The 22,744-nt window shown below is 73.3% G+C and carries 15 protein-coding genes; 7 read left to right on the top strand and 8 right to left on the bottom strand.

The window, feature by feature from the left end:
• Positions 1–4: 4 nt before the first annotated feature.
• The gene (locus tag ACQPW6_RS32290) at positions 5–658 is read right to left on the bottom strand and encodes a response regulator transcription factor (protein WP_433893245.1); all 654 of its coding nucleotides are present in this window, start codon (positions 656–658) and stop codon (positions 5–7) included.
• 234 nt (positions 659–892) lie between these two features.
• On the opposite strand from ACQPW6_RS32290, the gene ACQPW6_RS32285 reads away from it, so the two are divergent.
• On the top strand, positions 893–1,066 hold the full coding sequence (locus tag ACQPW6_RS32285; RefSeq protein WP_433893244.1) for a hypothetical protein: 174 nt from the start codon (positions 893–895) through the stop codon (positions 1,064–1,066).
• Positions 1,067–1,213: 147 nt separating this feature from the next.
• Here the strand turns inward: ACQPW6_RS32285 and ACQPW6_RS32280 are convergent, their stop codons facing one another.
• Both ACQPW6_RS32280 and ACQPW6_RS32275 read right to left on the bottom strand, forming a co-directional pair.
• Entirely contained in the window at positions 1,214–2,032 is an 819-nt protein-coding gene (locus ACQPW6_RS32280) for an inositol monophosphatase family protein (RefSeq protein WP_433893243.1), read from the bottom strand.
• A 13-nt stretch (positions 2,033–2,045) separates the two neighbouring features.
• A complete protein-coding gene (locus ACQPW6_RS32275) occupies positions 2,046–3,179 on the bottom strand; it encodes a ferrochelatase (RefSeq protein WP_433893242.1) in 1,134 nt (377 codons plus the stop codon).
• A gap of 124 nt (positions 3,180–3,303) precedes the next feature.
• Here ACQPW6_RS32275 and ACQPW6_RS32270 point away from each other — a divergent pair, with 124 nt between their 5' ends.
• The 3 genes from ACQPW6_RS32270 (at position 3,304) to sepH (ending at position 7,288) form a co-directional block, all read left to right on the top strand.
• Complete coding sequence (locus ACQPW6_RS32270) at positions 3,304–4,566, top strand: MFS transporter (RefSeq protein WP_433893241.1); 1,263 nt, start codon at positions 3,304–3,306, stop codon at positions 4,564–4,566.
• Entirely contained in the window at positions 4,514–5,845 is a 1,332-nt protein-coding gene (locus tag ACQPW6_RS32265; RefSeq protein WP_433894724.1) for a D-arabinono-1,4-lactone oxidase, read from the top strand. Before ACQPW6_RS32270 ends, ACQPW6_RS32265 begins: the two co-directional genes overlap by 53 nt.
• A gap of 384 nt (positions 5,846–6,229) precedes the next feature.
• Complete coding sequence (gene sepH / locus ACQPW6_RS32260) at positions 6,230–7,288, top strand: septation protein SepH (RefSeq protein ID WP_433893240.1); 1,059 nt, start codon at positions 6,230–6,232, stop codon at positions 7,286–7,288.
• A gap of 155 nt (positions 7,289–7,443) precedes the next feature.
• Here the strand turns inward: sepH and ACQPW6_RS32255 are convergent, their stop codons facing one another.
• Positions 7,444–8,274 carry a sulfurtransferase gene (locus tag ACQPW6_RS32255; RefSeq protein ID WP_433893239.1) on the bottom strand — a complete coding sequence of 277 codons (831 nt, stop codon included), beginning with the start codon at positions 8,272–8,274 and terminating at the stop codon, positions 7,444–7,446.
• A 239-nt stretch (positions 8,275–8,513) separates the two neighbouring features.
• On the opposite strand from ACQPW6_RS32255, the gene ACQPW6_RS32250 reads away from it, so the two are divergent.
• Positions 8,514–9,314: a VOC family protein gene (locus ACQPW6_RS32250; protein WP_433893238.1), complete on the top strand. Its 801-nt coding sequence runs from the start codon at positions 8,514–8,516 to the stop codon at positions 9,312–9,314.
• A 248-nt stretch (positions 9,315–9,562) separates the two neighbouring features.
• On the opposite strand, the gene ACQPW6_RS32245 is transcribed toward ACQPW6_RS32250, so the two are convergent.
• Complete coding sequence (locus tag ACQPW6_RS32245) at positions 9,563–10,720, bottom strand: ROK family transcriptional regulator (RefSeq protein WP_433894723.1); 1,158 nt, start codon at positions 10,718–10,720, stop codon at positions 9,563–9,565.
• 265 nt (positions 10,721–10,985) lie between these two features.
• Here ACQPW6_RS32245 and ACQPW6_RS32240 point away from each other — a divergent pair, with 265 nt between their 5' ends.
• Positions 10,986–12,137, top strand: coding sequence for a Gfo/Idh/MocA family protein (locus ACQPW6_RS32240; RefSeq protein WP_433894722.1), 1,152 nt, complete (start codon positions 10,986–10,988; stop codon positions 12,135–12,137).
• Between the two features lie 49 nt (positions 12,138–12,186).
• Positions 12,187–13,194, top strand: a complete 1,008-nt coding sequence (locus ACQPW6_RS32235; RefSeq protein ID WP_433893237.1) for a sugar phosphate isomerase/epimerase family protein — start codon at positions 12,187–12,189, stop codon at positions 13,192–13,194.
• 117 nt (positions 13,195–13,311) lie between these two features.
• On the opposite strand, the gene ACQPW6_RS32230 is transcribed toward ACQPW6_RS32235, so the two are convergent.
• From ACQPW6_RS32230 to ACQPW6_RS32220, 3 genes are all read right to left on the bottom strand, one after another.
• Positions 13,312–16,959, bottom strand: a complete 3,648-nt coding sequence (locus ACQPW6_RS32230) for a glycoside hydrolase family 3 C-terminal domain-containing protein (RefSeq protein WP_433893236.1) — start codon at positions 16,957–16,959, stop codon at positions 13,312–13,314.
• 177 nt (positions 16,960–17,136) lie between these two features.
• Entirely contained in the window at positions 17,137–19,323 is a 2,187-nt protein-coding gene (locus ACQPW6_RS32225; protein WP_433893235.1) for an ROK family protein, read from the bottom strand.
• Positions 19,324–19,449: 126 nt separating this feature from the next.
• Positions 19,450–22,647: an alpha-mannosidase gene (locus tag ACQPW6_RS32220; RefSeq protein ID WP_433893234.1), complete on the bottom strand. Its 3,198-nt coding sequence runs from the start codon at positions 22,645–22,647 to the stop codon at positions 19,450–19,452.
• Between the last annotated feature and the right edge of the window lie 97 nt (positions 22,648–22,744).

Here is a 22,744-nt window from a genome sequence, read left to right as displayed (position 1 = left end):
CCGATCAGATCCGGTATCCGGAGCCGGGCACGGTGACGATCACCGCGGGCTCACCGAGCTTGCGGCGCAGCGTCATGACGGTGACCCGCACCACGTTGGTGAACGGATCGGTGTTCTCGTCCCACGCCTTCTCCAGCAGTTGCTCGGCGGAGACCACCGAGCCCTCGCTGCGCATCAGCACCTCCAGGACCGCGAACTCCTTGGGCGCGAGGTGCACCTCCGCGCCGTCCCTGGTGACCTCGCGGCGGTTGGGGTCGAGCCGGATGCCGGAGCGCTCCAGGACCGGCGGCAGGGCGGCGGTCGTACGCCGCCCCAGGGCGCGGACCCGGGCGGTCAGCTCGGTGAAGGCGAACGGCTTGGGCAGGTAGTCGTCGGCGCCGAGCTCAAGCCCCTCCACCCGGTCGCTGACATCGCCGGCGGCGGTGAGCATCAGCACCCGGGTGGGCAGCCCGAGGCCGACGATCTGCCGGCACACCTCGTCACCGTGCACCACCGGAAGGTCACGGTCGAGCACCACGACGTCGTAGTCGTTGACCCCGATCCGCTCCAGGGCGGCGCCGCCGTCGTAGACCACGTCGACGGCCATCGCCTCGCGGCGCAGGCCGGTGGCAACCGCGTCAGCGAGCAGTTGCTCGTCCTCTACGACCAGTACGCGCAAGGCGCTGTTCCTTCCATGAGCTGTGGGAATGCAACCCCATGGTGCACCGCGGGGCGGTAAATCGGCGGTAAGTGACGGACCCGCGGAATTTCACCCGGCCGGTGAGGTTTCCGCTCCTGACGGGGTGGGGAGACCGACTGCACACCCAACCACGAGGCCTTGCCACGCGTTTCCCGCGCGCGGTGGGTCTGCTGACACACCCCGTGTCAACCGGAGACGACGAGGGGGCCGCCCATGGACGCGTTCACCACCGGAATCATGCAGCGCATACACAGCACCGAAACCGATCTGCGCCGGGCCCGTGAGACGGGCGACGACTTCCTCGTCGAGGTCGAGCAGGGTGAGCTGGAGGATCTCCAGCGGCTCGCCGCCGAGCACGGAGTGGACGTACGGCCCAAGGTCGCCTGATCCACCCCGGCTCCCACCTCGGTCGACCCCCAAGCCGCACGCCCCGGACACCTGGAGAAGGTGCCGGGGCGTTCGCATGTCTACGCGCGGTGCGCGGCCGGCCGCGGGCCCCGGCCGGGCACCGCGCACGGCCGGGGGCGGCGCCGGTCAGTCGTGCCAGGCGCCGAGGCCGTCGAGCAGCTCCTGGAGCGGCTCGAAGAGCCCCGGCGGGGCCGCGACCACCAGCTCGCCCGAGGCGGGCGCTCCGGGCCGCCCACCGGTCAGCGCACCCGCCTCACGGGCGAAGAGCGCGCCGGCGGCCAGGTCCCACGGGTTCAGGCCGCGCTCGTAGTACGCGTCGAGCCGCCCGCAGCCCACGTCGGCCAGGTCGATGGCGGCCGAGCCGGCCCGCCGGATGTCGCGGAACTTCGGCACCAGCGTGCGGACCACCTCGGCCTGCGCCGCCCGCCGCTCGCTGAGGTAGCCGAAGCCGGTGCTGACCAGGGCCTGCGAGAACTCCACCGCGGTCCGGCAGTGCGCGGGCACCCCGTTGACCAGGGCGCCGCCGCCCAGCACCGCCTGGTAGGTCTCGCCGCGCATCGGCGCCTCCACCACGCCGACGAGCGCTGTGCCGTGGAACTCCGCGGCGATGCTGACCGACCAGGAGGGCAGGCCGTAGAGGTAGTTCACCGTGCCGTCCAGCGGGTCGATCACCCAGCGCACCCCGCTGGTGCCGTCGCTGCTCGCGCCCTCCTCGCCGAGGAAGCCGTCGTCCGGGCGCAGCCGGCCGATGTAGGAGGTGATCAGCTTCTCGGCGGCGATGTCCATCTCGGTGACGACGTCGATCGGGCTGGACTTGGTGGCGGCGACCCCGAGGTCGGCGGGCCGGCCGTCGCGCAGCAGGGCGCCGGCCCTGCGGGCCGCCTCCAGCGCGATCTCCAGCAGCTGTGCGGTGTCGGGGGTCTGCGGGTCGGGGGTGGTGCTCACGTGTCGGTGCTCCTCAGTCGGTTCCGGCGGCGGCGGGCTGCGGGGTCCTGGCCGGGCAGCAGCCGGCCGGGCAGATGTCGTGGCTCGGGCCGAGCGCGCCGAGCGCGCAGCGGGCCGGGGCCAGGCCGCGTTCGGTCGCGGCGCGCTCCAGCACCAGTTCGCGCACGGCGGCGGCGAACCGCGGGTCGGCGCCGACGGTGGCCGCCCGGCTGACCGGCAGCCCCAGCTCCGCGGCCCGGTCGGCCGCCTCGGTGTCCAGGTCGTACTTCACCTCCATGTGGTCGGAGACGAAGCCGATCGGCACCATGACCACGGCCGGGGCGCCGGCCGCGTGCACCTCGGCGAGGTGGTCGCAGATGTCGGGTTCGAGCCACGGGATCCGCGGCGAGCCGCTGCGGGACTGGAAGACCAGCTGCCAGGGCCGCTCGACGCCGGTGGCCGCCCGCACCTCCTCGGCGATCACCCGCGCGGTGTCCAGGTGCTGGGCCACGTAGGCGCCGCCGTCGCCGTGTCCGGGCACCGGTCCCGAGGTGTCGGCGGCGGCGGTCGGGATCGAGTGGGTGGTGAACGCGAGCCGGGCGCCGTCCCGTACGGCGGCGGGCAGCTCGGCGAGCGCGGTCAGGGTGTTCTCGGTCATCGGCCGCACGAAGCCCGGGTGGTTGAAGTAGTGCCGCAGCTTGTCCACCCGCGGCACCGGCCGGTCCTCCTCGGCCAGCACGGCGAGCGAGGCGGCCAGGTTCTCGCGGTACTGCCGGCAGCCGGAGTAGGACGCGTAGGCGCTGGTGGCCAGCACCAGGATCCTGCGGTGGCCGGCCTCGGACATCTCCCGCAGGGTGTCGGTCAGGTACGGCGCCCAGTTGCGGTTGCCCCAGTACACCGGCAGGTCGAGCCCGTGCTCGGCGAAGTCCTTGCGGAGGGCGTCCAGCAGCTCGCGGTTCTGCGCGTTGATCGGGCTGACCCCGCCGAACAGGAAGTAGTGCCTGCCGACCTCCTTCAGCCGTTCGCGGGGGATGCCCCGGCCGCGGGTGACGTTCTCCAGGAACGGCAGCACGTCGTCGGGTCCCTCGGGGCCGCCGAAGGAGAGCAGCAGCAGGGCGTCGTACGGGCCGGCGCCGGGCTCGGCGCTCTGGTGTGGCTGTTCGGGCATGTTTCGATCCTGCCATCCGCCCGGCCGCCGGCCTCGAGCCGGGGCCGGTGCCGGCACCGGGAGAACGCGGGCCGGGAGAACGCGAGCCGGGAAAAGCGGTTGCCCCCGTTCGTAAGCTGGCGGGATGACCAGTTCGTATCGCGCCATCTACGCCGTTCCCGGTACGAAGGCGTTCTCGGCGGCGGGGCTGGTCGGCCGGATGCCGCTGTCCATGCTCGGCATCGGGATCGTGACGATGGTCTCCCAGGTCACCGGCAGGTACGGTCTGGCGGGCGCGCTGTCGGCGACGCTGGCGCTGTCGGCCGCCGCCTTCGGGCCGCATGTCTCCCGGATGGTGGACCGCTACGGGCAGCGGCGGGTGCTGCGGCCGGTCACCGTCGTCACGGTGCTGTCGGTGGCGGGACTGGCGGCCGCGGTGCGGGCCGGGGCACCGGACTGGATCTCGTTCGTCTGCGTGCTGTGCGCCGGGGCCACCCCGAGCCTGGGGGCGATGGTGCGGGCGAGGTGGTCGGCGATCCACCGCGGGGCGCCGGAACTCCTGCACGCCGCCTACTCGTTCGAAGCAGTGCTGGACGAGGTGGTGTTCATCGTCGGCCCGATCCTGTCCATCGGGCTGTGCACCGCCTGGTTCCCCGAGGCGGGCCCGCTGCTCGCGGCCGCCTTCCTCGCGCTGGGCGTGTACCTGTTCACCGGGCAGCGCGGCACCGAGCCGCCGGCGCATCCGCGTGACCACCTCTCGCCCGGCTCGGTGCTGCGCGAGCCCGGCCTCCAGGTGCTGGCCGCGGTCTTCGTCGGCACCGGCGCGATGTTCGGGTCGGTGGAGGTCACCGCGGTGGCCTTCGCGGACGAGCGCGGGCACAAGGGGGCTGCCAGCCTGGTGCTGGCGACATATGCCCTCGGCTCGTGCCTGGCGGGCCTGGTCTTCGGGCTGCTCACCCCGCGCGGCCCGGCGACCAAGAGGTTCCTGCTGGGCATCTGCCTGATGGCGGTGAGTATGATCCCGCCACTACTGGTCGGGAACCTGCCGTTCCTGGCCTTGGCACTGTTCTTCTCCGGCCTGTGCATCGCCCCGACGATGGTGACGGTGACAGGTCTGGTGGAACGGTCGGTACCGCGGGCGAAGCTGACCGAGGGCATGACGTGGACCACCACGGGGCTCACGGTCGGCGTCGCCGTCGGAGCGGCGCTCGCCGGTCGGGTGATCGACGCGCGTGACGCCTCGACGGCGTTCGCGGTGCCCGCCTCCGCGGCGGTCTTCGCCACGGCGGTGGCATTCCTCGGGTACCGCCGGCTGCGGCCGGCACCGGCGCGGAAGGAGCAGCGGAGCGATGGGCATGACATCAACGAGCCGTACGACGGAACGGCCGGCCGACAAGGCGTGGCGTAACTGGGCGGGCAACGTCTCGGCCACCCCGCGGCGCACCGAGGCGCCCGCGTCGGTGGAGGAGCTGGCGGCCGTGCTGCGGGCCGCCGCCGCGGACGGCCTCACCGCCAAGGCGGTCGGCTCCGGCCACTCCTTCACCTCCACCGCCGCCACCGGGGGCGTGCTGATCCGCCCCGAGGGCCTGACGGCGATCCGCTCGATCGACCGCGCGGCCGGCACCGTGACCGCCGAGGCGGGCGTGCGGCTCAGCCAGCTCAACGCGGCGCTGGCCGCCGAGGGCCTGTCGCTGACGAACATGGGCGACATCATGGACCAGACGGTGGCCGGCGCCACCAGCACCGGCACCCATGGCACCGGCCGCGACTCCGGCTCGATCGCCGCCCAGATCACCGCCCTGGAACTGGTCACCGCCGACGGCTCGGTGCTCACCTGCTCGGCCGAGCAGCACCCCGAGGTCTTCGCCGCCGCCCGGATCGGCCTCGGCGCGCTCGGCGTGGTCAGCGCCATCACCTTCGCCGTGGAGCCGGTCTTCCTGCTGACCGCCCGTGAGGAGCCGATGGCCTTCGACCGGGTGATGGCGGAGTTCGAACAACTGGCCACCGAGAACGAGCACTTCGAGTTCTACTGGTTCCCGCACACCGACAGCTGCAACACCAAGCGCAACAACCGCAGCCAGGGGCCGGCCGCCCCGGTGCCGGCGGTGCGCGGCTGGATCGACGACGAACTGCTGTCCAACGGCGTCTTCCAGGCCGCCTGCGCGCTCGGCCGGGCCGCTCCCGGCACCATCCCCGGCATCGCCAAGCTGTCCAGCCGGGCACTGTCGGCCCGCACCTACACCGACATCCCCTACAAGGTCTTCACCAGCCCGCGCCGGGTGCGCTTCGTGGAGATGGAGTACGCGCTGCCGCGGGAAGCCGCGGTGGAGGCGATCCGCGAGCTGAAGGCCATGGTGGAGCGCTCGCCGCTGCGGATCAGCTTCCCGGTGGAGGTGCGGGTGGCGCCGGCCGACGACATCGCGCTGTCCACCGCCTCGGGTCGGGACAGCGCGTATGTGGCGGTGCACATGTACCGGGGCAGCAGGTACCAGGAGTACTTCACCGCCGTGGAGAAGATCATGACCGCCCGGGGCGGCCGCCCGCACTGGGGCAAGATGCACACCCGGGAGGCGGACTACCTCCGTTCGGCCTATCCGCGGTTCGCCGAGTTCACCGCGCTGCGCGACCGGTTGGACCCCGGTCGGCTGTTCGGCAACGACTACCTCCGGCGGGTGCTTGGTTCGTAGCCGTACGTCCTGGTTTGCACCGTCGGGGCGCCTCTTTCGTGTGAGCTGTCTCACCCAACTCCCCCTCCACGGACCACATTCGGCGGCGCGCCAGCGCACCGCGATGGCCCAAATGGAGTACCGTGACGAATCCGTGCTCCCGGTGCCCGTCCGGTCGCCCGGACGACCGGGATGGGGAGCCCGAACGGCGCTCGTCCCGGGGCGCCATCATTGGTCACGCTAAGTGGCCAATTGACCACCGTCCCATAACGGCGTGTCACCAGGAAAACGCGACACGCCGGGTAACTCTGCAAGGTTGTGGCACGCTGCACCCGGGCAGGCCACACTCGTCCAACGGGAGCAGCGACGCACGTGACGTCGGCAGGCACCACCCGGGAGGTAACCGTGCCCGAACTGCGCGTCGTGGCCGTCAGCAATGACGGCACACGACTGGTGCTCAAAGCTGCCGACAGCACGGAGTACACCCTCCCGATCGACGAGCGGCTGCGGGCCGCCGTCCGCAACGACCGGGCCCGGCTCGGCCAGATCGAGATCGAGGTCGAGAGTCATCTGCGGCCCCGCGACATCCAGGCGCGGATACGCGCCGGAGCGTCCGCGGAAGAGGTCGCCTCGATGGCCGGCATCCCGGTGGAGCGGGTCCGCCGCTTCGAGGGTCCCGTGCTGGCCGAGCGCGCCTTCATGGCCGAGCGGGCCAGGAAGACCCCGGTGCGGCGGCAGGGCGAGAGCACCGGTCCGCAGCTGGGCGAGGTGGTGGCCGAACGGCTGCTGCTGCGCGGCTCGGAGAAGGACACCGTGCTGTGGGACTCCTGGCGGCGCGACGACGGCACCTGGGAGGTGCTGCTCGTCTACCGGGTGGCCGGCGAGCCGCACTCGGCGAGCTGGACGTACGACCCGCCGCGCCGGCTGGTGCAGGCGGTGGACGACGAGGCCAGGTCGCTGATCGGCGAGAGCACCGCGCAGGAGCAGGCGCAGCGCGAGCCGAGCTTCCCGTTCGTACCGCGGATCGCCCGGCTGCCCCGGGACCGGCCGCTCGACCGCGCCCTCGACCGGCAGATGGAGCGGCCCGACCGGGAGGCGCGGGCCGAGGAGCGGGCCGAACCCGACGAGCGGGACTCGCTGACCAGCCTGCTGGAGGCGGTGCCCAACTTCCGCGGTGACATGGTCGTTCCGCCGCAGCCCGCGGCGCCGCCGGAGGCCGCTCCGCCGGCGGAGGAGCCGGCCGCAGCCGTCGAGAGCGAGCCGGAGGCACCGGCCGCGAGCGCGGGGGCGGGCTCCGCCTACGCGGATGTGCTGATGCCGCGGGCCGTGGCCGGCCACCGCGACCGGCTGGTCGGCACCACCGACCGGCAGGCGGAGGCGGACGGGGTGCGTCCCGGCCGCCGGGCCACCGTGCCGAGTTGGGACGAGATCGTGTTCGGCAGCCGCCGCAAGAAGCAGGAGTGAGGCCGGAGCAGTAACCGGTGCAGTACCCGAGCCGGGAGCCGACGGCCGTAAGGGGCAGCCACTTTGGTGGCTGCCCCTTACGCGTGCTCGCGGGACGGGCTCCGGTCGGCGGCGGCCGGCCGTGGCGGTCAGTCGGTGGCGGCCGGCCGGCGGTCCTAGCCGGGTTCGGCGCCGGTCGCCACCGGGCGGGACGGGTCCGCGGTCCACTCGCTCCACGAGCCCGGGTAGAGGGCGGCGGTCACGCCGATGGTCGCCAGCGCCAGCACGTCCTGGGCGGCGGAGACCCCGGAGCCGCAGTAGACGCCGATCTCCGCGGCGGCCGGGTCGACGCCGAACGCCTCCCAGCGGTGGGCCAGTTCGGCCGGGTCGACGAAGCTGCCGCCGTCCCGGGTGACGGCGGTGGTCGGCAGGTTGACGGCGCCGGGGATGTGGCCGGCCACCGGGTCGATGGGCTCGGTCTCGCCGCGGTAGCGCTCGGCGGCGCGGGCGTCGATCAGCACACCGCGGCGGGCCAGTGCCGCCGCCCCGTCCGCGTCCAGCACCGGCATCGACCCGGGCGACGCGGTGAAGTCGCCCGCGCCCGGCGGCGGTTCCCCGGTGCTCAGCGCTCCCCCGGCGGCCCGCCAGGCGGCCAGCCCGCCGTCGAGCACCCTGACCCGGTCGTGGCCCGCCCAGCGCAGCAGCCACCAGGCGCGAGCCGGGGCCCAGCCGTTCCAGTCGTCGTAGACCACCACGTCGCGATGCTGACCAACTCCGGCGCGGCGCATCGCGGCGGCGAACTCCGCCGGGTCGGGCAGCGGGTGCCGGCCGCGCGATCCGGGCGGGGCGGCGAGTTCGGCGTCCAGGTCCACGTAACGGGCGCCGGGGATGTGGCCCTTGGCGTACTCGCCGTGCCCGGGCGGCCCGCCCATGCGGTAGCGGACGTCCAGGACCGTCGTCCCGTCGAGCGCGGCGGCGAGCGCGGCCGCGGAGATGAGGGGTTCCATGCGTCCATTGTGGTCGGCGGCCGACGGGCCGCCGTACAGGGCGGGTTGACGCCGCGGGACCCGTTCCGGTGAACGTGAAAAGGATGTGCCGTGGCATTTCGGGCGCCCCGCGGCACCGGTGTGATGAACCCGGCGCGGCCAGGGCGCGCACCGCCGTACGGAGTGCGACGATCAATGGGGGCCGTTCCGCAGAAAGCCGGGCACACCCGACGAGGCCGCCGACGAGGAGAACGTTGCGCATGACCGAGGTGCCCACCCCGCTGACGAAGGTACCGACCCTGCTTCCGCCCGGCACACCCTGCTGGGCCAGCCTGCTGGTGCACCGGGCCGACCTGGCCCAGGAGTTCTACGGGGCGCTGTTCGGCTGGGAGTTCGTGCCCGGGCCGCCCGAACTCGGCAGGTACGTGCTCGCGCTGCTCGACGGGGCGCGGGTGGCCGGCATCGGCGAGGGGCCGCCGGCGCCGCACCGGCCGGTGTCCTGGACGACGATGCTCGCGGCCGAGGACACCGACCACACGGCCGAGTTGGTGCGCGAGTGCGGCGGCACGGTGGGGGTCGGGCCGCTCAACGTCGGCGCGGAGGGGCGGCTCGCGATGGCCGTCGACCCCTCGGGCGCGGTCTTCGGCGTCTGGCAGGCGGGGCTGCTCAGCGGGGCAGACGTCACCGGGGAGCCCGGGAGCGTGGCGTGGAACCAGCTGGTCACCCGGGACAGCGCGCTGGTCGGCCCGTTCTACCGGGCGGTGTTCGGCTACGAGGTCTGGCCGGCCGGACGCGGCGACGAGCGCGATCGGCTGCTGCTGACGGTGCGGGGGCGGCCGGTGGCCGACGTGCACGGGGTCGCCGGCCCGCCGGCGGGAGGGCTGGGGGCGCACTGGATGACGTACTTCGCGACCTCTGACCCGGACGCCGCTGCGCGGCGGGCTGTCGAGTTGGGAGGCGCGCTCGTCGTGGCGCCGCACGATTCGCCCTACGGGCGGGTCTGCACGGTCACCGATCCCCAGGGCGCTGAGTTCGCCCTGATCACGCCCGGGACGGCCTGAGGCGCACTCCATAGCGCGGGTCCGTCGTGGCTTGTCGCGCAGTTCCCCGCGCCCCTACGGGGCACGATCCCCCCAGCCTCCCCGCGCCTCCCGCCGCGCGGGCGCGACATGCCCCGGTTACTCCCAGGGGCGCGGGGAACTGCGCTACCAGCCCCAGCCGGCCTGGGGGCACCCCCGGCCGAAGGTTGGGGGAGGGTCCGGCGACGACCGCAAGTGGCTGGGCGGGCGGGCTGCCCGCAGGGCGCGGATCAGGCCGGTTCGGACTCCTCCCCCACCGTTGTCGCTGACAGCAACTGCGGGGCGTCCGCCAGGACCAGGCCCGCGGCTCCGCGGACCTCGGCGCCGTCGCCGAGGCCGCCGGTGACGATCTCCACGCCGTGGGCGGCGGACGGGAGCGTATGGCGGCGGACGCCGGCTCGCATCGTTTCGAGGATGTCCTCGCCCGCGCCTGCCAGGTCGCCGCCGACCACGATGAGGCGGGGGTTGAGGAGGGTGACCAGGGTGGACAGTGCGCGGCCCACCGCGTCGCCGGCGTCGCGAATCGCGCGCAGTGCGCCCGTGTTGCGTTCGGCGATCAGCGCCGGGAGGTCGCGGGCGGCCACCTGGTGGCCCCAGCTCTCGGAGAGCAGCCGGGCGATGGCGACCGGGCTCGCCACCGTCTCCAGGCAGCCGCGGTTGCCGCAGCGGCAGATCAGGCCGTCGGTGAACAGCGGCAGGTGGCCGATCTCGCCGGCCAGGCCGCGCGCCCCGAGCAGCAGCCGGCCGTTGCTGACGATGCCCGCGCCGATGCCGGCCGACAGCCGGACGTAGACCATGTCCCCCACCTGCCGGCCGGCCCCGTACATCAGCTCGGCGAGCGCGCCCGCGTTGGCGTCGTTGGTGACCCGGACCGGCAGCGAGGTGCGGCGGCGCAGCTCGTCGGTCAGCCGCAGGCCGACCCAGCCGGGCATGATGCCCTCGGCGCCGAGCGCCCCGCTGTCCTTCTCCACCGGCGAGGCGATGCCGGCGCCGATGCCGAGCACCCGGGACCGCTGGATCCCGGTCTCCTGGAGCGCCCGGCCGACCAGCACGGCGACCAGGTCGAGGGTCTCCTCGGGCGCCCGGTCCACCTCCTTGGCCACCCAGTGCTCCCAGAGCACCGAGCCGAACAGGTCGCACAGGATCACCCGTACGTGCTGGTGGCCGATGTCCGCACCGATCGCGTAGGCGGCCGTGCTGACCAGGGAGAGCGACTGGGCGGGCCGCCCGGTGCGGCGCGGCTCGGGGTCCTCGGGGCCCTCGTCCTCGGTGACCAGGCCGATCGCGATCAGGTCGGCGATCAGCGAGGAGACGGTCGCCCGGGACAGCCCGGTGACCCGGACCAGCTCGGGACGGCTGCTGCGCGGGGTGGTGTGCAGGGCCTCCAGGACCCGCAGCCTGCCTACCTCTCGCAGATTGACTGGTGTGTCGATCGTTACCCCCGGGGGTGTGAGCGTGCCGGCGACCGCCTTCCCTTCGCGTTGCCACCGTCCTTAGCCTTGACTCAAGAGCTGTGACTTATGACAAAGTTCAGGCAGAAACTCGCGAACTGTTCTATCCGGCAGGGCGAGTTTCAGTCGATGCCGGATGAATAACGATTCGCCAGGAGGACACTACGTGACGACGACCCCGACCTCGGCCCTGCGGGTCGGCATGGTGGGCCATGCCTTCATGGGTGCGGCGCACTCCCACGCCTGGCGCACCGCCGGACGGTTCTTCGACCTGCCCTACCGTGTTGAACTCGCCGCCGTCTGCGGACGTTCCCCGGAGCGGACCGCGCAGGCCGCGGCCAAGTACGGCTGGGAGTCCTACGAGACGGACTGGCGGACGCTGGTCGGCAGATCCGACATCGACGTCATCGACATCTGCACGCCGGGCGACAGCCACGCCGAGATCGCGCTGGCCGCGCTCGCCGCCGGCAAGCACGTGCTGTGCGAGAAGCCGCTGGCCAACTCGGTCTCCGAGGCGGCGGACATGACCAGGGCGGCCGAGCTCGCCGAGGCCGCCGGCATACGGTCGATGGTCGCGTTCAACTACCGCCGGGTGCCGGCGCTCGCGCTGGCCAGGCAGCTGGTCGAGGCGGGCCGGCTCGGCACCATCCACCAGGTGCGCGCGCAGTACCTGCAGGACTGGCTGGTCGACCCGGAGTTCCCGCTCGCCTGGCGGCTGCGCAAGGACAGGGCGGGCTCCGGCGCGCTCGGCGACCTCGGCGCGCACAGCGTGGACGCGGCGCAGTTCCTCACCGGGCAGCGGATCACCTCGGTGGGCGCGCTGCTGGAGACGTTCGTGACCGAGCGCCCGCTGCCCGCCGAGGCCAGCGGCCTGTCCGGCACCGCGAGCGCCGAGCGCGGCGAGGTGACGGTGGACGACGCGGCGCTGTTCACCGCCCGGTTCGACGGCGGCGCGATCGGGGTCTTCGAGGCCACCAGGTTCGCCACCGGGCACAAGAACGCGATGCGGATCGAGATCAGCGGCTCGGCCGGCACCCTCGCCTTCGACGCCGAGTCGCTGAACGAACTGGCCTTCTACGACCGCACGCAGGACCAGGACACGGCCGGCTTCCGCCGGATCCAGGTCACCGAGTCGACCCACCCGTACCTGGACGCCTGGTGGCCGCCGGGCCATCTGCTGGGCTACGAGCACACGTTCACCCACCAGGTCCGCGACTTCGTGGCGGCGGTCGCGGCCGGCGAGGACCCGCGGCCGTCGTTCGCCGACGGGCTCCAGGTGCAGCGGGTGCTGGCGGCCGTCGAGTCGAGCGCGGCCGCGAGCGGCGCGCACGTCCCGGTGCACCCGGTGCCCTAGCCCCGCTCCCCGATCCGCTTCCACCCCGATTCCCCTCAGGAGGACGCACATGGCTCGACCCGTCACCCTCTTCACCGGTCAGTTCGCGGACCTGCCCTTCACCGAGGTGTGCCGGCTGGCCTCGCAGTGGGGCTACGACGGTCTGGAGATCGCCTGCTGGGGCGACCACTTCGACGTCGAGGCGGCGCTGTCGGACGACTCGTACCTGCCGCGGCTGCGCGACACCCTGGACAAGCACGGGCTCAAGTGCTGGACGATCTCCTGCCATCTGACCGGCCAGGCGGTCTGCGACCATCCGATCGACGAGCGGCACCAGGGCATCCTGCCGGCCAGGATCTGGGGCGACGGCGAGGCGGAGGGGGTGCGGCAGCGGGCGGCCGAGGAGATAAAGAACACCGCGCGGGCCGCCGCCGCGTTCGGCGTGGACACCGTCGTCGGCTTCACCGGCTCCTCGATCTGGCACACGGTGGCGATGTTCCCGCCGGTGCCGCCGGCGATGATCGACCGCGGCTTCCAGGACTTCGCCGACCGCTGGAACCCGATCCTTGACGTCTTCGACGAGGTCGGGGTGCGGTTCGCGCACGAGGTGCACCCCAGCGAGATCGCCTACGACTACTGGACGACGGTCCGCGCGCTTGAGGCGATCGGCCACCGCCCCGCCTTCGGCCTGAACTTCGACCCTAGCCACTTCGTGTGGCAGGACCTGGACCCGGTCGGCTTCCTGTACGACTTCAAGGACCGCATCTACCACGTGGACTGCAAGGAGTCGGTCAAGCAGCTGAACGGGCGAAACGGCCGGCTGGGCTCGCACCTGCCGTGGGGCGACCCGCGGCGCGGCTGGGACTTCGTCTCCACCGGCCACGGCGACGTGCCGTGGGAGCCGGTCTTCCGGATGCTCAACAGCATCGGGTACCAGGGCCCGATCTCGGTGGAGTGGGAGGACGCCGGCATGGACCGGCTGCTGGGCGCGCCCGCCGCGCTGGCGCACGTCCGCGCGCTGGCCGAGATCGAGCCGCCGGCCGCCTCCTTCGACTCGGCCTTCAGCTCCTCGTCCTGACGCCCGTCCCGTCCGGCCTCCCTACTTCCCCGGCTCCGCCCATCGCGGCGGGAGCCGGGGAAGCGCGCGGCCCCGTCGCGCCGCCTGGTCAGGGGCGGCGCGCCGGGGCCGCCGTGGTCAGCCGCCGATCGCCACCGCGAACAGGTGCATGGCCACCTGGTGGTCCACCTGCGTCTTGCTGACGTCGGGCAGGGTGATCGCCTGTACGGTCTTGCCCGGCAGCAGGTCCACGGTGGCTCCGTAGATGTGCACGTCGTGCTGCTGCGGGCCGCCGCCGCTGTTGAAGTACGGCGTGGTGGCGGCGATGTCACTGCCCTGGGCGGGCTGCGCGGACCACCAGTCGGCCAGCGCCAGCGCGTACGTCTGGACGGTGCCGTCGGTGTAGAGGATGGTGCCGCTGCCCGAGGTGGCGCCGAAGGTGCTGGTGCCGAGGAAGCCCAGCTTGCCTCCGGTGCCGGTGATCTCGACGGCCTGGCCGCCGGCCACCGCGTTGTCGGGCACGGCCGGCTGCGGCCAGTCGAAGGACACGCCGTCGTGGACGGCGCTCTGACCGGAGGTGAGGCCCGCGGCGGCGAGTGCCTGCGCCGAGAAGCTGGCGCCCTCGGCGTCCAGGCTCCCGGTGCTGGAGTCCTTGTCGTCGCTGATGCCGGTGTTGTTGAACGCGGCGGTCATCGAGGCGTAGGGCACGGTCACCGGCGCGCTCGCGTCGAACTCACCGCCGGGTGCGGTGACGGCGGCGTCGAGCGTGAAGAAGTCCGGATCGGTGCCGGCCGGCACCGTCACCTGCCAGCTGGTGGTGGCTTTCTGACCAGCCGCCACGCTCGGGAAACTGGCCGGGGTGGTCGCGGTGGCGGTCCAGCCGGCCGGTACGGCCAGGCTCACCGTCACGTTGTCCGCCGCGGTCGTGGCGCCGTTGGTGTACGTGGTGCTGGCGGTCAGCGTGCTGCCCGCCTTGGCGATCGGCGGCGCCGTCAGCGTCAGGGTGTTGTGCACCACGATCGCCGTGGAGCCGGTGACACCGCCCACGGTCGCCGAGATGGTGGCCACTCCGTCGGCCACGGCGTGCACCAGGCCGTTCTTGTCCACGGTGGCCACCGCCGGGTCGTTGCTGCGGTAGGTCACCTTGGTGCTGCTCAGGTTCACGAACGACTGGTCGTTGTTGACCGCCTCCACCACGTTGTCCGCGGTGATGGCGGTGTTGCGCTGCTCCTTGGAGTGGTCGGTGTCGTCCTTGATCCACTTGTTCTTGGATGCCAGGCTGAAGGTGTCGCCCGCGTTGTAGACGACGCTCTCCGGCTGCACCGTGACGGTCTGCACCGCCGGGGTGAGGCTGCCGCTGATCTTGACGTTCGCGGTGCCGGAGACCTGCGCGGAGTCGGGGCCGACCTGGAACTTGTAGGTGCCGTTGTAGACCGTCTGCCGGGAGTTCGGCGCGTCCCAGAAGGACAGGTCGGCGGCCTTGACGGTGATGTTCAGGTGCTGCGTCTTACCTGGCTTCAGCACCTTGGTCTTGGCGAAGCCGGCCAGCCGCTTGGCCGGCAGTTCGACGCCGGGGACGGTGAACGGGGTGGCCGCGTAGAGCTGGGCGACGGTGGCGCCCGCGACCGAGCCGTTGTTGGTGACGTCCACGCCGATCTTGACCGAGCCGTTCGGGTTGATCTGCGACTTGTTCGCCGTCACGCCGCTGAAGCCGAACTTGCTGTAGCTCAGGCCGTATCCGAAGGGGTAGGTCGGCGTGCCGGTGAAGTACTGGTACGTGCGGCCGAGTCCGTCGGTCTGACCGGGGGTCAGGCCGTAGTTCTGCTTGTCCGGCAGCTGCGAGTCGTCCTTGTACCAGGTGAAGTTGAGGTGCCCCGACGGGTTCTGCTTCCCGAACAGCACGTCGGCCAGCGCGGTGCCCTGGTCCTGGCCGTTGTAGCCGCTGAAGACGATCGAGGCGACCTTGTCCTGCACGTCGTCGATCTTGACCGGGCCGTCGGACTGGATCACCAGCGCCAGCTTGTCGTTGCCGAGGGCCGCGGTCTGGTTGATCAGCGAGTCGTAGTTGCCGGGCATGTCGATGTTGTCCCGGTCGTTGCCCTCGTCTCCGGTGGCCTGGCTGGTGCCGACGAACAGCACCACCAGGTCGGCGGCCTTGATGTCGGCCTTGGTCTGGTCGGAGAGCACCGCGTCGGAGGTCGCGGTCGGCGAGGTGCCGGCCGCGTCGAAGACGACCGAGGCGGTGGCGTTCTGCGCGTGGATCGCGTTCTTGATCCCCTGCACCGGGCTGGTCTTGTGCGTGGGGTCACCGGAGTACAGGCCGAGCGAGGTGGTGTCGGCGAGGTCGCCGAGTATCACCACCTTCTTGGTCTTGGACACGTCGGCGGGCAGCAGCGTGCCGCCGCCCGAGGCCGGCTTGCCGTTCTTCAGCAGCACCAGCGAGTTGTCCGCGACCTTGGTGGCCAGCGCCTGGTGGGCCGGGCTCTCCACCTGATCCTTGGTGATGCCGGTGTAGGGCACCTTGCTCGCCGGGTCGAACTCGCCGGTCTGCATCCGCACGGTGAAGACCTTCACCAGCGCGGTGTCGACCACGCCCTCGCTGAGCACGCCGGCCTTGATGGCCTCCTCGACGTTGGCCGTGGTGGCCTCGTCGCCGGTGCAGTTGAGGTCGGTGCCGGCCCGCAGCGAGTACGCCTGGCCGCCGGCCTGTCCCGACACCTTCGTGCCGGTGGCGGTCTCGGTCCAGGTCGGGTCGGCCGGGTCGTGGTCGGTGGTCCAGCCGGGCGGCGCCCAGTCGTGGCCGCCGGGGAACAGCCGCCAGTTGGTGCCGACCGCGCCGCAGTCGGAGGTGATGTAGCCGTCGAACCCGTAGGTGCGCTGGGCGAGTTCGTTGGTGGTGTACGTGTCGGAGGTGGACGGGGTGCCGTTGATCGCGTTGTACGAGGTCATCAGCCCGGAGACATGGGCGTCCTCGATCAGGTCGCGGAACTGCGCGGTGTAGTAGTCGCGCAGGTTGGTGTCGTCCACGTCGGAGCTGATCCCGGTGCGGTTGTCCTCGACGTTGTTGAGCGCGTAGTGCTTGGCGGTCGCGGCGACCTTGAGGTAGCCGGTCTGCGAGCTGCCGTCCTGGTTGTTGCCCTCGTAGCCGTCGATGAACTGGCCGGCCATCTGGCCGACGAAGTACGGGTCCTCGCCGAACGCCTCGTCGGTACGGCCCCAGCGCGGGTCGCGGTCGAGGTTGACGGTGGGCGCCCAGAACGTCAGGTCGCCGTAGTCGTCGGCGGACGGGCCGAGGTTGTTCTGCCCGGTGCCGAACAGCGACTTGTCGAGGAAGCCGCGGGCCTCGTCGGAGATCGCGGTGCTCTCCTGGTACATCAGGTCCTTGTCCCAGGACATGGACGAGGCGAAGTTGGTCGGGAAGCTGGTCGCCTTCACGTCGAGTTCGCCCTGCCCGCCGGCCGCGGTGTCGGCACCGAGCCGGTTGATGCCGTGCTGGCCCTCGCTCCAGTACGTGTACTGCTGGACGCCGAGCCGCGGGATCGCGGGCGCGTTGTTGGTGCTGAGCTGCTGGACCTTCTCCTGGAGCGTCATCCGGGACACCAGGTCGGCGGCCCGCTCCTGGAAGGAGTGGCTGGTGTCCAGGTAGATCGGTGTGGCGGCCGCCGCGTGCGGCGTACTCGCCACCGCCTGGCTCCCGTAGCCCGCGGTCAGTCCGACCGCGCACACCATCGCGCAGACCGCGGCCAGTCCCGCGCGCCGTCGTCTGCGCTGCATCCGCTCGTCCATCCTGCCTCCGTCGTCATGGGTCACCTTCGGTTCAACTCCGAAGAAACCCCGGGGCCTGCGTTACCAACGAAGCAGTTTGTTGCTGGGGTTACATCACGTCAAGGCTTCTGACCGGACCTGAGCGCGGGCTGTTTTGCTGAATGACGGCGTAACTTCGCCACCAGCGGCGGAAGCCGCTCAGGCCCGGTCCCGGCCGCGCAGCCGGGGGGTGAACGTGGCGTGGAAGATGGTGGAGGCGGCGCCGACGGCGGCGGCCTCGGCGCTGAGCACCGAGCGCTCCACCTCGACCCGGCGCAGCCTGCGGGCGGTCGGGTAGTCGTTGACCACCCGGCCGATCTCGTCCAGGTAGAAGCCGGCCACGTCGTCGGTGAAGAACGGGCCGCCGAGCACGATCAGGTCGATGTCCAGCAGGTCCACCAGGCCGAGCGCGCCGCGCCCGATCGCGCCGGCCACCTCGCGCAGCGCGGCCGTCGCGGCCGGGTCGCCGGCCGCCGCCGCCCGGCCGACCGCGCGGTAGGCGGCGGTGCTGCCGTAGCCGCCGCCGGCCGCGGGCAGCCCGCGGCGGGCCGCGAAGTCCGGTACGGAGACCGGCGGGTTGCACTCGGGCAGCTGCTCGGGGCGGCCGTCGGAGTCCACCCGGCCGAGCGCGATGGCGCACAGCTGGCCGAACTCCCCCGCGTTGGCGCTGACTCCGCGGTAGAGGTCGCCGTTGAGGTAGAGCCCGGAGCCGACCCCGGTGCCCAGGTAGAGGTAGGCGAAGTCCCTGGCCCTGCGGTCCCGGCCGATCCACCGCTCCCCCGCCGCCGCGGCCAGCGAGTCCTTCTCGATGATGACCGGGCAGGGGAAGTGGTCCTTGAGCAGGTACAGCAGCGGCAGGTCGTTCCAGGCCGACATCAGCGGCGGCCCGAGCACCGTGCCCGAGGCGATGTCCACCGGACCGGGCACCGCCACCCCGATGCCGAGGAAGCCGTCCTCGCGCACCGCGCCGCGGGCCTTCTCCAGCGCGTCCCGGCCGAGCGCGACGACCTGGGCGACGAATTCGGACGGGTCGATGTCGGCGCTCATCGGCCGGGTGCAGGTGCAGACGATCGCGCCGTCCAGGTCGATCACCACGGCGGTCAGCACCTCGGGGTCGATGTGCAGCCCGAGCGCGTGCGCCGCGGTGCCGCACAGCCTGACCGGGGTACGCGGTTTGCCCGAGGTCGCCCGGCGCTGCGCGTCCTCCTCCAGGATGCCGCGGTCGAGCAGCGACCGGGCGATCCGGGACACCGACTGCTGGGTCAGCCCGGTGCGGTGGGCGATCTCGCCGCGGGTGATCGTGCCGGACAGCCGCACGGACTCGATCACCACGCACTCGTTGAACGAGCCCAGGTCGATCTGGTTGACCCCGCTGGAGGACGGGTGCGGCGGCGGCGCGTCGGCGCCGGGCCGCGGGCTGCGCAGGTGGCCCGCGACGGTCTCGCGCAGCCAGCGGACCGGGCCCGCGGTGTGCGCTTCGAGCGCGCTGATCAGGTCCAGGTAGACCCGGCGGGTGGACTCGGGGTGGCTGGTGCTGTCCAGGGCGATCATCGCGCGCAGGAAGCTGCGCCAGGACGACTTGGCGGGCGGCAGGTGGCGGCTGACCGGGGCGCCGCCGCTGTCGCCGGGGTCGCTGTCCCACAGGGTGATCGCGTGCAGCGCGATGTCCGGGTGCCGGCCGGCCGCGGCGGCGAGGTAGTCCAGGTACCCGGTACGGGAGTCGGCGCCGGACCGGACCGGCCCGTCCGCCGGGCGTACCGCGTCCAGCGCCCGGCCGAGGTCGGCGAGCACGTCGTCGCCGATCACCGCGGCGGCCGGCGCGGGGGCGGCGGCCACCGGCCGGGTGCCGGCCAGCAGCACCGCGCGCCGCCCGTCGGCGTACAGGCCCATCACCCAGATGTCGGCGCCGGGCAGCGGCGGCACGGTCGGCACCACGGGTCCCGGGCCGTCGTCGGAGGTGAGCCGCCAGCGGCGGCGGATGTCGGCCACGGTGGCGTGCGACAGGCCGAGTTCACGGGCGATGGCCCGGCCGGCGCCGCTGCCGCCGGGGGCGAGCAGCGCCCGGAAGACGACCTCGGCCTCGTCCACGGTGGCCGGTCTTCCGGTGCGCGGGCGCTGTTCGAGCCCGGGCAGCCCGGCGCTCTGCCAGCGGTGCCGCCAGGTGCCCGCGGTCTGCCGGGACACCCCGAGCCGGCGGGCGATCTCCGCGTCCCGTATGCCGTCGGCGGCCAGCAGCACCACCTGCGCCCGCACCGCGAGCGGCCCGTCGCCGTCGGCCCATGCCTGCAACACGGCCCGTGCCTCGGGATCGAGCCCGCGCCCCCTGCCGCCCCAGCCCTCAGCCAACACGCTTCCCCAGCCCTTCCCTGCCGCCGACCGCGGCCCGTCCGACCGCCGACTGCCCGGCCGTATCCCGTACGCACTGCCCTGGTCCGCCCGCCGCCGGCCGCCTCGCCGGCTCGCGGGCAGCGGTCACCGGACCCCCTCCTGGCCGGAGTCCGGGCGGATCAGCCGGACGGTGAGGATCTGGAACGGCCGCAGCGCCAGCGGCGTGCCGCCCGCGGAGTCGGGCGGGACGGCCGGGGCGAGCGGCTCTTCCAGCAGGTCGGTGTGCTGGGCGGAGGCCACCGGGAAGTCGGCGGTCAGGGTGGCGCGGGCCCGGCCGCCGCGCGACTCGTACAGCCGCACCACCACGTCGCCGCTGCGGTCGTCGGCGAGCTTGACCGTCTCGATCACCACGTCGGGGTGGTCGACCGCGACCAGCGGGGACCGCGGCGCGGTGTCGGGGCCGGGGCGCAGCGGCAGGCCGAGCGCGTAGCCCTCGGTGATCGCGTCGCCGGTCCCGGCGCCGGGACGGAGCCGGTGCCGGAACCGCTGGAGGCCGCGGTCGGCGTGCGGGTCGGGGCTGTGCGGGGCGCGCAGCAGGGTGCTGCGGACCACGGTGGTGGTGCCGCCGTCCTCCCGGGTGTGCCGGGTGACGTCGTAGCCGTAGCCCGCGTCCCCCGCCAGCGCCACTCCCCAGCCGTGCTCGCCGACGTGGATCCAGCGGTGCGCCATGGTCTCCTGGTGCGCCGCGTCCCAGTCGGTGTTCTCGTGGGTGGGCCGGGCGACATGGCCGAACTGCACGTCGGCCAGGCTGTGTTCGGCGTGCACGTCGAGCGGCCAGGCGGCCTTGAGCACGCTGTCCTGCTCGCGCCAGTCGACCTCGGTGTCGATGGTCAGCGCGTGGCCGCCGGCGGTGAGCGTCAGGTCCTGGACGACGGTGGAGCGGCCGGTGCCGCGCACCACCCGCACGGTGGCCAGCAGCGGCCCGTCGGCCCTGACCTCGATCCGCTCCGCGGTGTCCAGGTCGCGCCGGGTGCTGCGGTAGCCGGGGTCGAGCTGGAGCGCGCTCCAGCTCGCCGGCTCGTCCCGGTGCAGTTGCAGCAGGTTGCCGGCGCCGCCGGGGGCCACCGCGTCCCGGCCGGTGGCCAGGTGCACCGCGGCGCGGACCAGCCCGGCGGCGTCGATCGACACCCGCAGCAGGCCGTTGGCCAGCTCGTACCCGCCGTCGCCGGTGGCCCGCAGGGTGACCGGCGCGGTGTCGCCGAGCGGCAGCCCGGTCGGTCCGGTGCCGAGCGCCGGCGCCTGCGCGAGCACCGCGATCCGGCCGTCGGGCAGCGGCTGCGCACCGCCCGGCGGCGGCCCGGTCTCCGGATCGAGGACGACGACCTCGCGGCGGGCGCGGGGCCCGGAGTTGAGTACGGTGCCGCCGTCCGGGTCGCCGGCCGCGCGCCGGATCAGCCGCTCAAGTCGGCGCCGCACCGTGCGGTGGGTCTGCTCGGCCTCCTCGTGCACCCAGGCGATCGACGTGCCGGGCAGGATGTCGTGGCACTGCTGGAGCAGCACGGTCTTCCACAGCCGGTCCAACTCGTCGTAGGGGTACGGGACCCCGTGCCGCACCGCGGCCGTCGCCGACCACAGCTCGGCCTCGTGCAGCAGCGACTCGCTGCGCCGGTTGCCGCGCTTGGTGCGGGCCTGGCTGGTGTAGGAACCGCAGTGCGGGGTCAGGTCGAGGTCGCCGCGCCACACCGGCGCCTGCGGGTACTCCCGTTCGGCGTCCCGGAAGAACCCCGAAGGCGAGCGCTGGCGCACCCGGGGCGAGCCGTCGAGGTCGGCCAGCCGGCGGGCCCGTTCCAGCATGCCGCGGTCGGGGCCGCCGTCGCCGCGGCCGAACGGCAGCAGCGAACCGGTGGCGGCGCCCTTGTCGGCGAAGCCGGTGACGGCGTCGGTGACCTCGCCGGCCGTCAGGGTGCCGCCCTCGGGGCCGCCGGGCGCCAGGTGGGTGAAGAGCATGGTGCCGTCGATGCCCTCCCAGCGGAACGTGTGGTGGGGCAGCGCCGGACCGGCGGCCGCGTCGGGGCGGCGGCTGAGGAACCAGCGCGCGCCGGAAAGGGCCGCGATCTGCGGAAAGGCGGCCGAGGCGCCGGCGGCGTCGGGCAGCCACACCCCGTCGCTGTCCGCGCCCAACTCGTCGCGGAAGAACCGGCGGCCGTGCACGAACTGCCGTACCAGCGCCTCGGCGCCGGGCAGTTCGGCGTCCGCCTCCACCCACATGCCGCCCACCGGCGCCCAGTTGCCGTCGGCGACGGCCTTGCGTATCCGCTCGAAGACGTGCGGCTGGTGCTCCTTCATCCAGGCGTAGTGCTGGGCGGAGGAGGCGGCCACGATCAGCTCCGGGTACTCCTCGGCGAGCGCGGCCATGGTGCTGAAGGTGCGGGCGCACTTGCGGACCGTCTCGCGGACCGGCCACAGCCAGGCGGAGTCGATGTGCGCGTGGCCGACGGCGGTCACGGTGTGCGCGGAGTCGTGGGCGCGCTGGGCGAGCGCGGGGGCCAGCAGCCTGCGGGCCAGGCCCGCGGTACGGGCGACGGCCCGCGGGTCGACGGCGTCGGCGGCGCGTTCGAGCGCCACCCGGATCTCGTGCCGGCGCGGCAGCTCGGCCGGCAGCGCGCGCATCAGCCCGTCCAGGGCCTCGAAGTCGTGGATCAGCTGCCAGACGTCCTCGTCGCGGATCGCGATGTCGGCGCGGCGCAGCCGGTACAGCGGGGCGTCGCCGGCGGTGGCCGGGTCGCCGTAGCGGGTGCCGGCGCCCGAGCCGCTCTCGATGTACGGGTTGGCGGCGGCCTCCACCAGCAGCCTGACGCTCTCGCCGCCGGCCGCCGAGCCGGCGACCAGGACGGCGCCCAGCTGCGGGTGCAGTCCCTGCAGCGGGATGCCGTGCTCGTCGTGCACCAGCCCCTCGGCCCGGCCGCCGGGCGGGCGGCTGCCGGCGAGGGCGGGACCGGATCCGTAGCCGTAACCGTGGCCGTAGCCCGGCAGGCCGGCGGCCTCCGCGGAATCGGCCGGCGAGCCGAGGTCGATCAGCGCCTCGACCCGGCGGCCGGCCCAGCGCGGCGGCACGGTGGCGCTGGTGCTGAACCAGGTGGTCGCCCAGGGGCGGCCCCACGGCTCGCCCACCGCGAATGGCGCGTAGTCGGCGCGCAGCGCCACCGCGGCGGGCACCGGCTCGCCCGCGATGTGCCAGGCGCCGACATCCATGGGCAGCCGCTGCGGATACAGCGCTGGACGCAGCCGTTCGGCGAGGAATGCGGCTATGCGTTCTTCGCCGGAATTGATCCGGTCATGCATGGGCGGCCCTTCCTGTCCAGCTGGTAACCGCCATGTAAAACCATGTGTGTTATCAAGTCAACGCCTGACGCAAACTCGCTCTTCTTGCAGGTCGTGA

Source organism: Streptomyces sp. CA-111067, assembly GCF_050956065.1.
Taxonomy (GTDB): Bacteria; Actinomycetota; Actinomycetes; order Streptomycetales; family Streptomycetaceae; genus Actinacidiphila.
The sequence above is the reverse complement of the archived record's forward strand: the minus strand, read 5'-3'. Positions and strand labels throughout refer to the sequence as shown.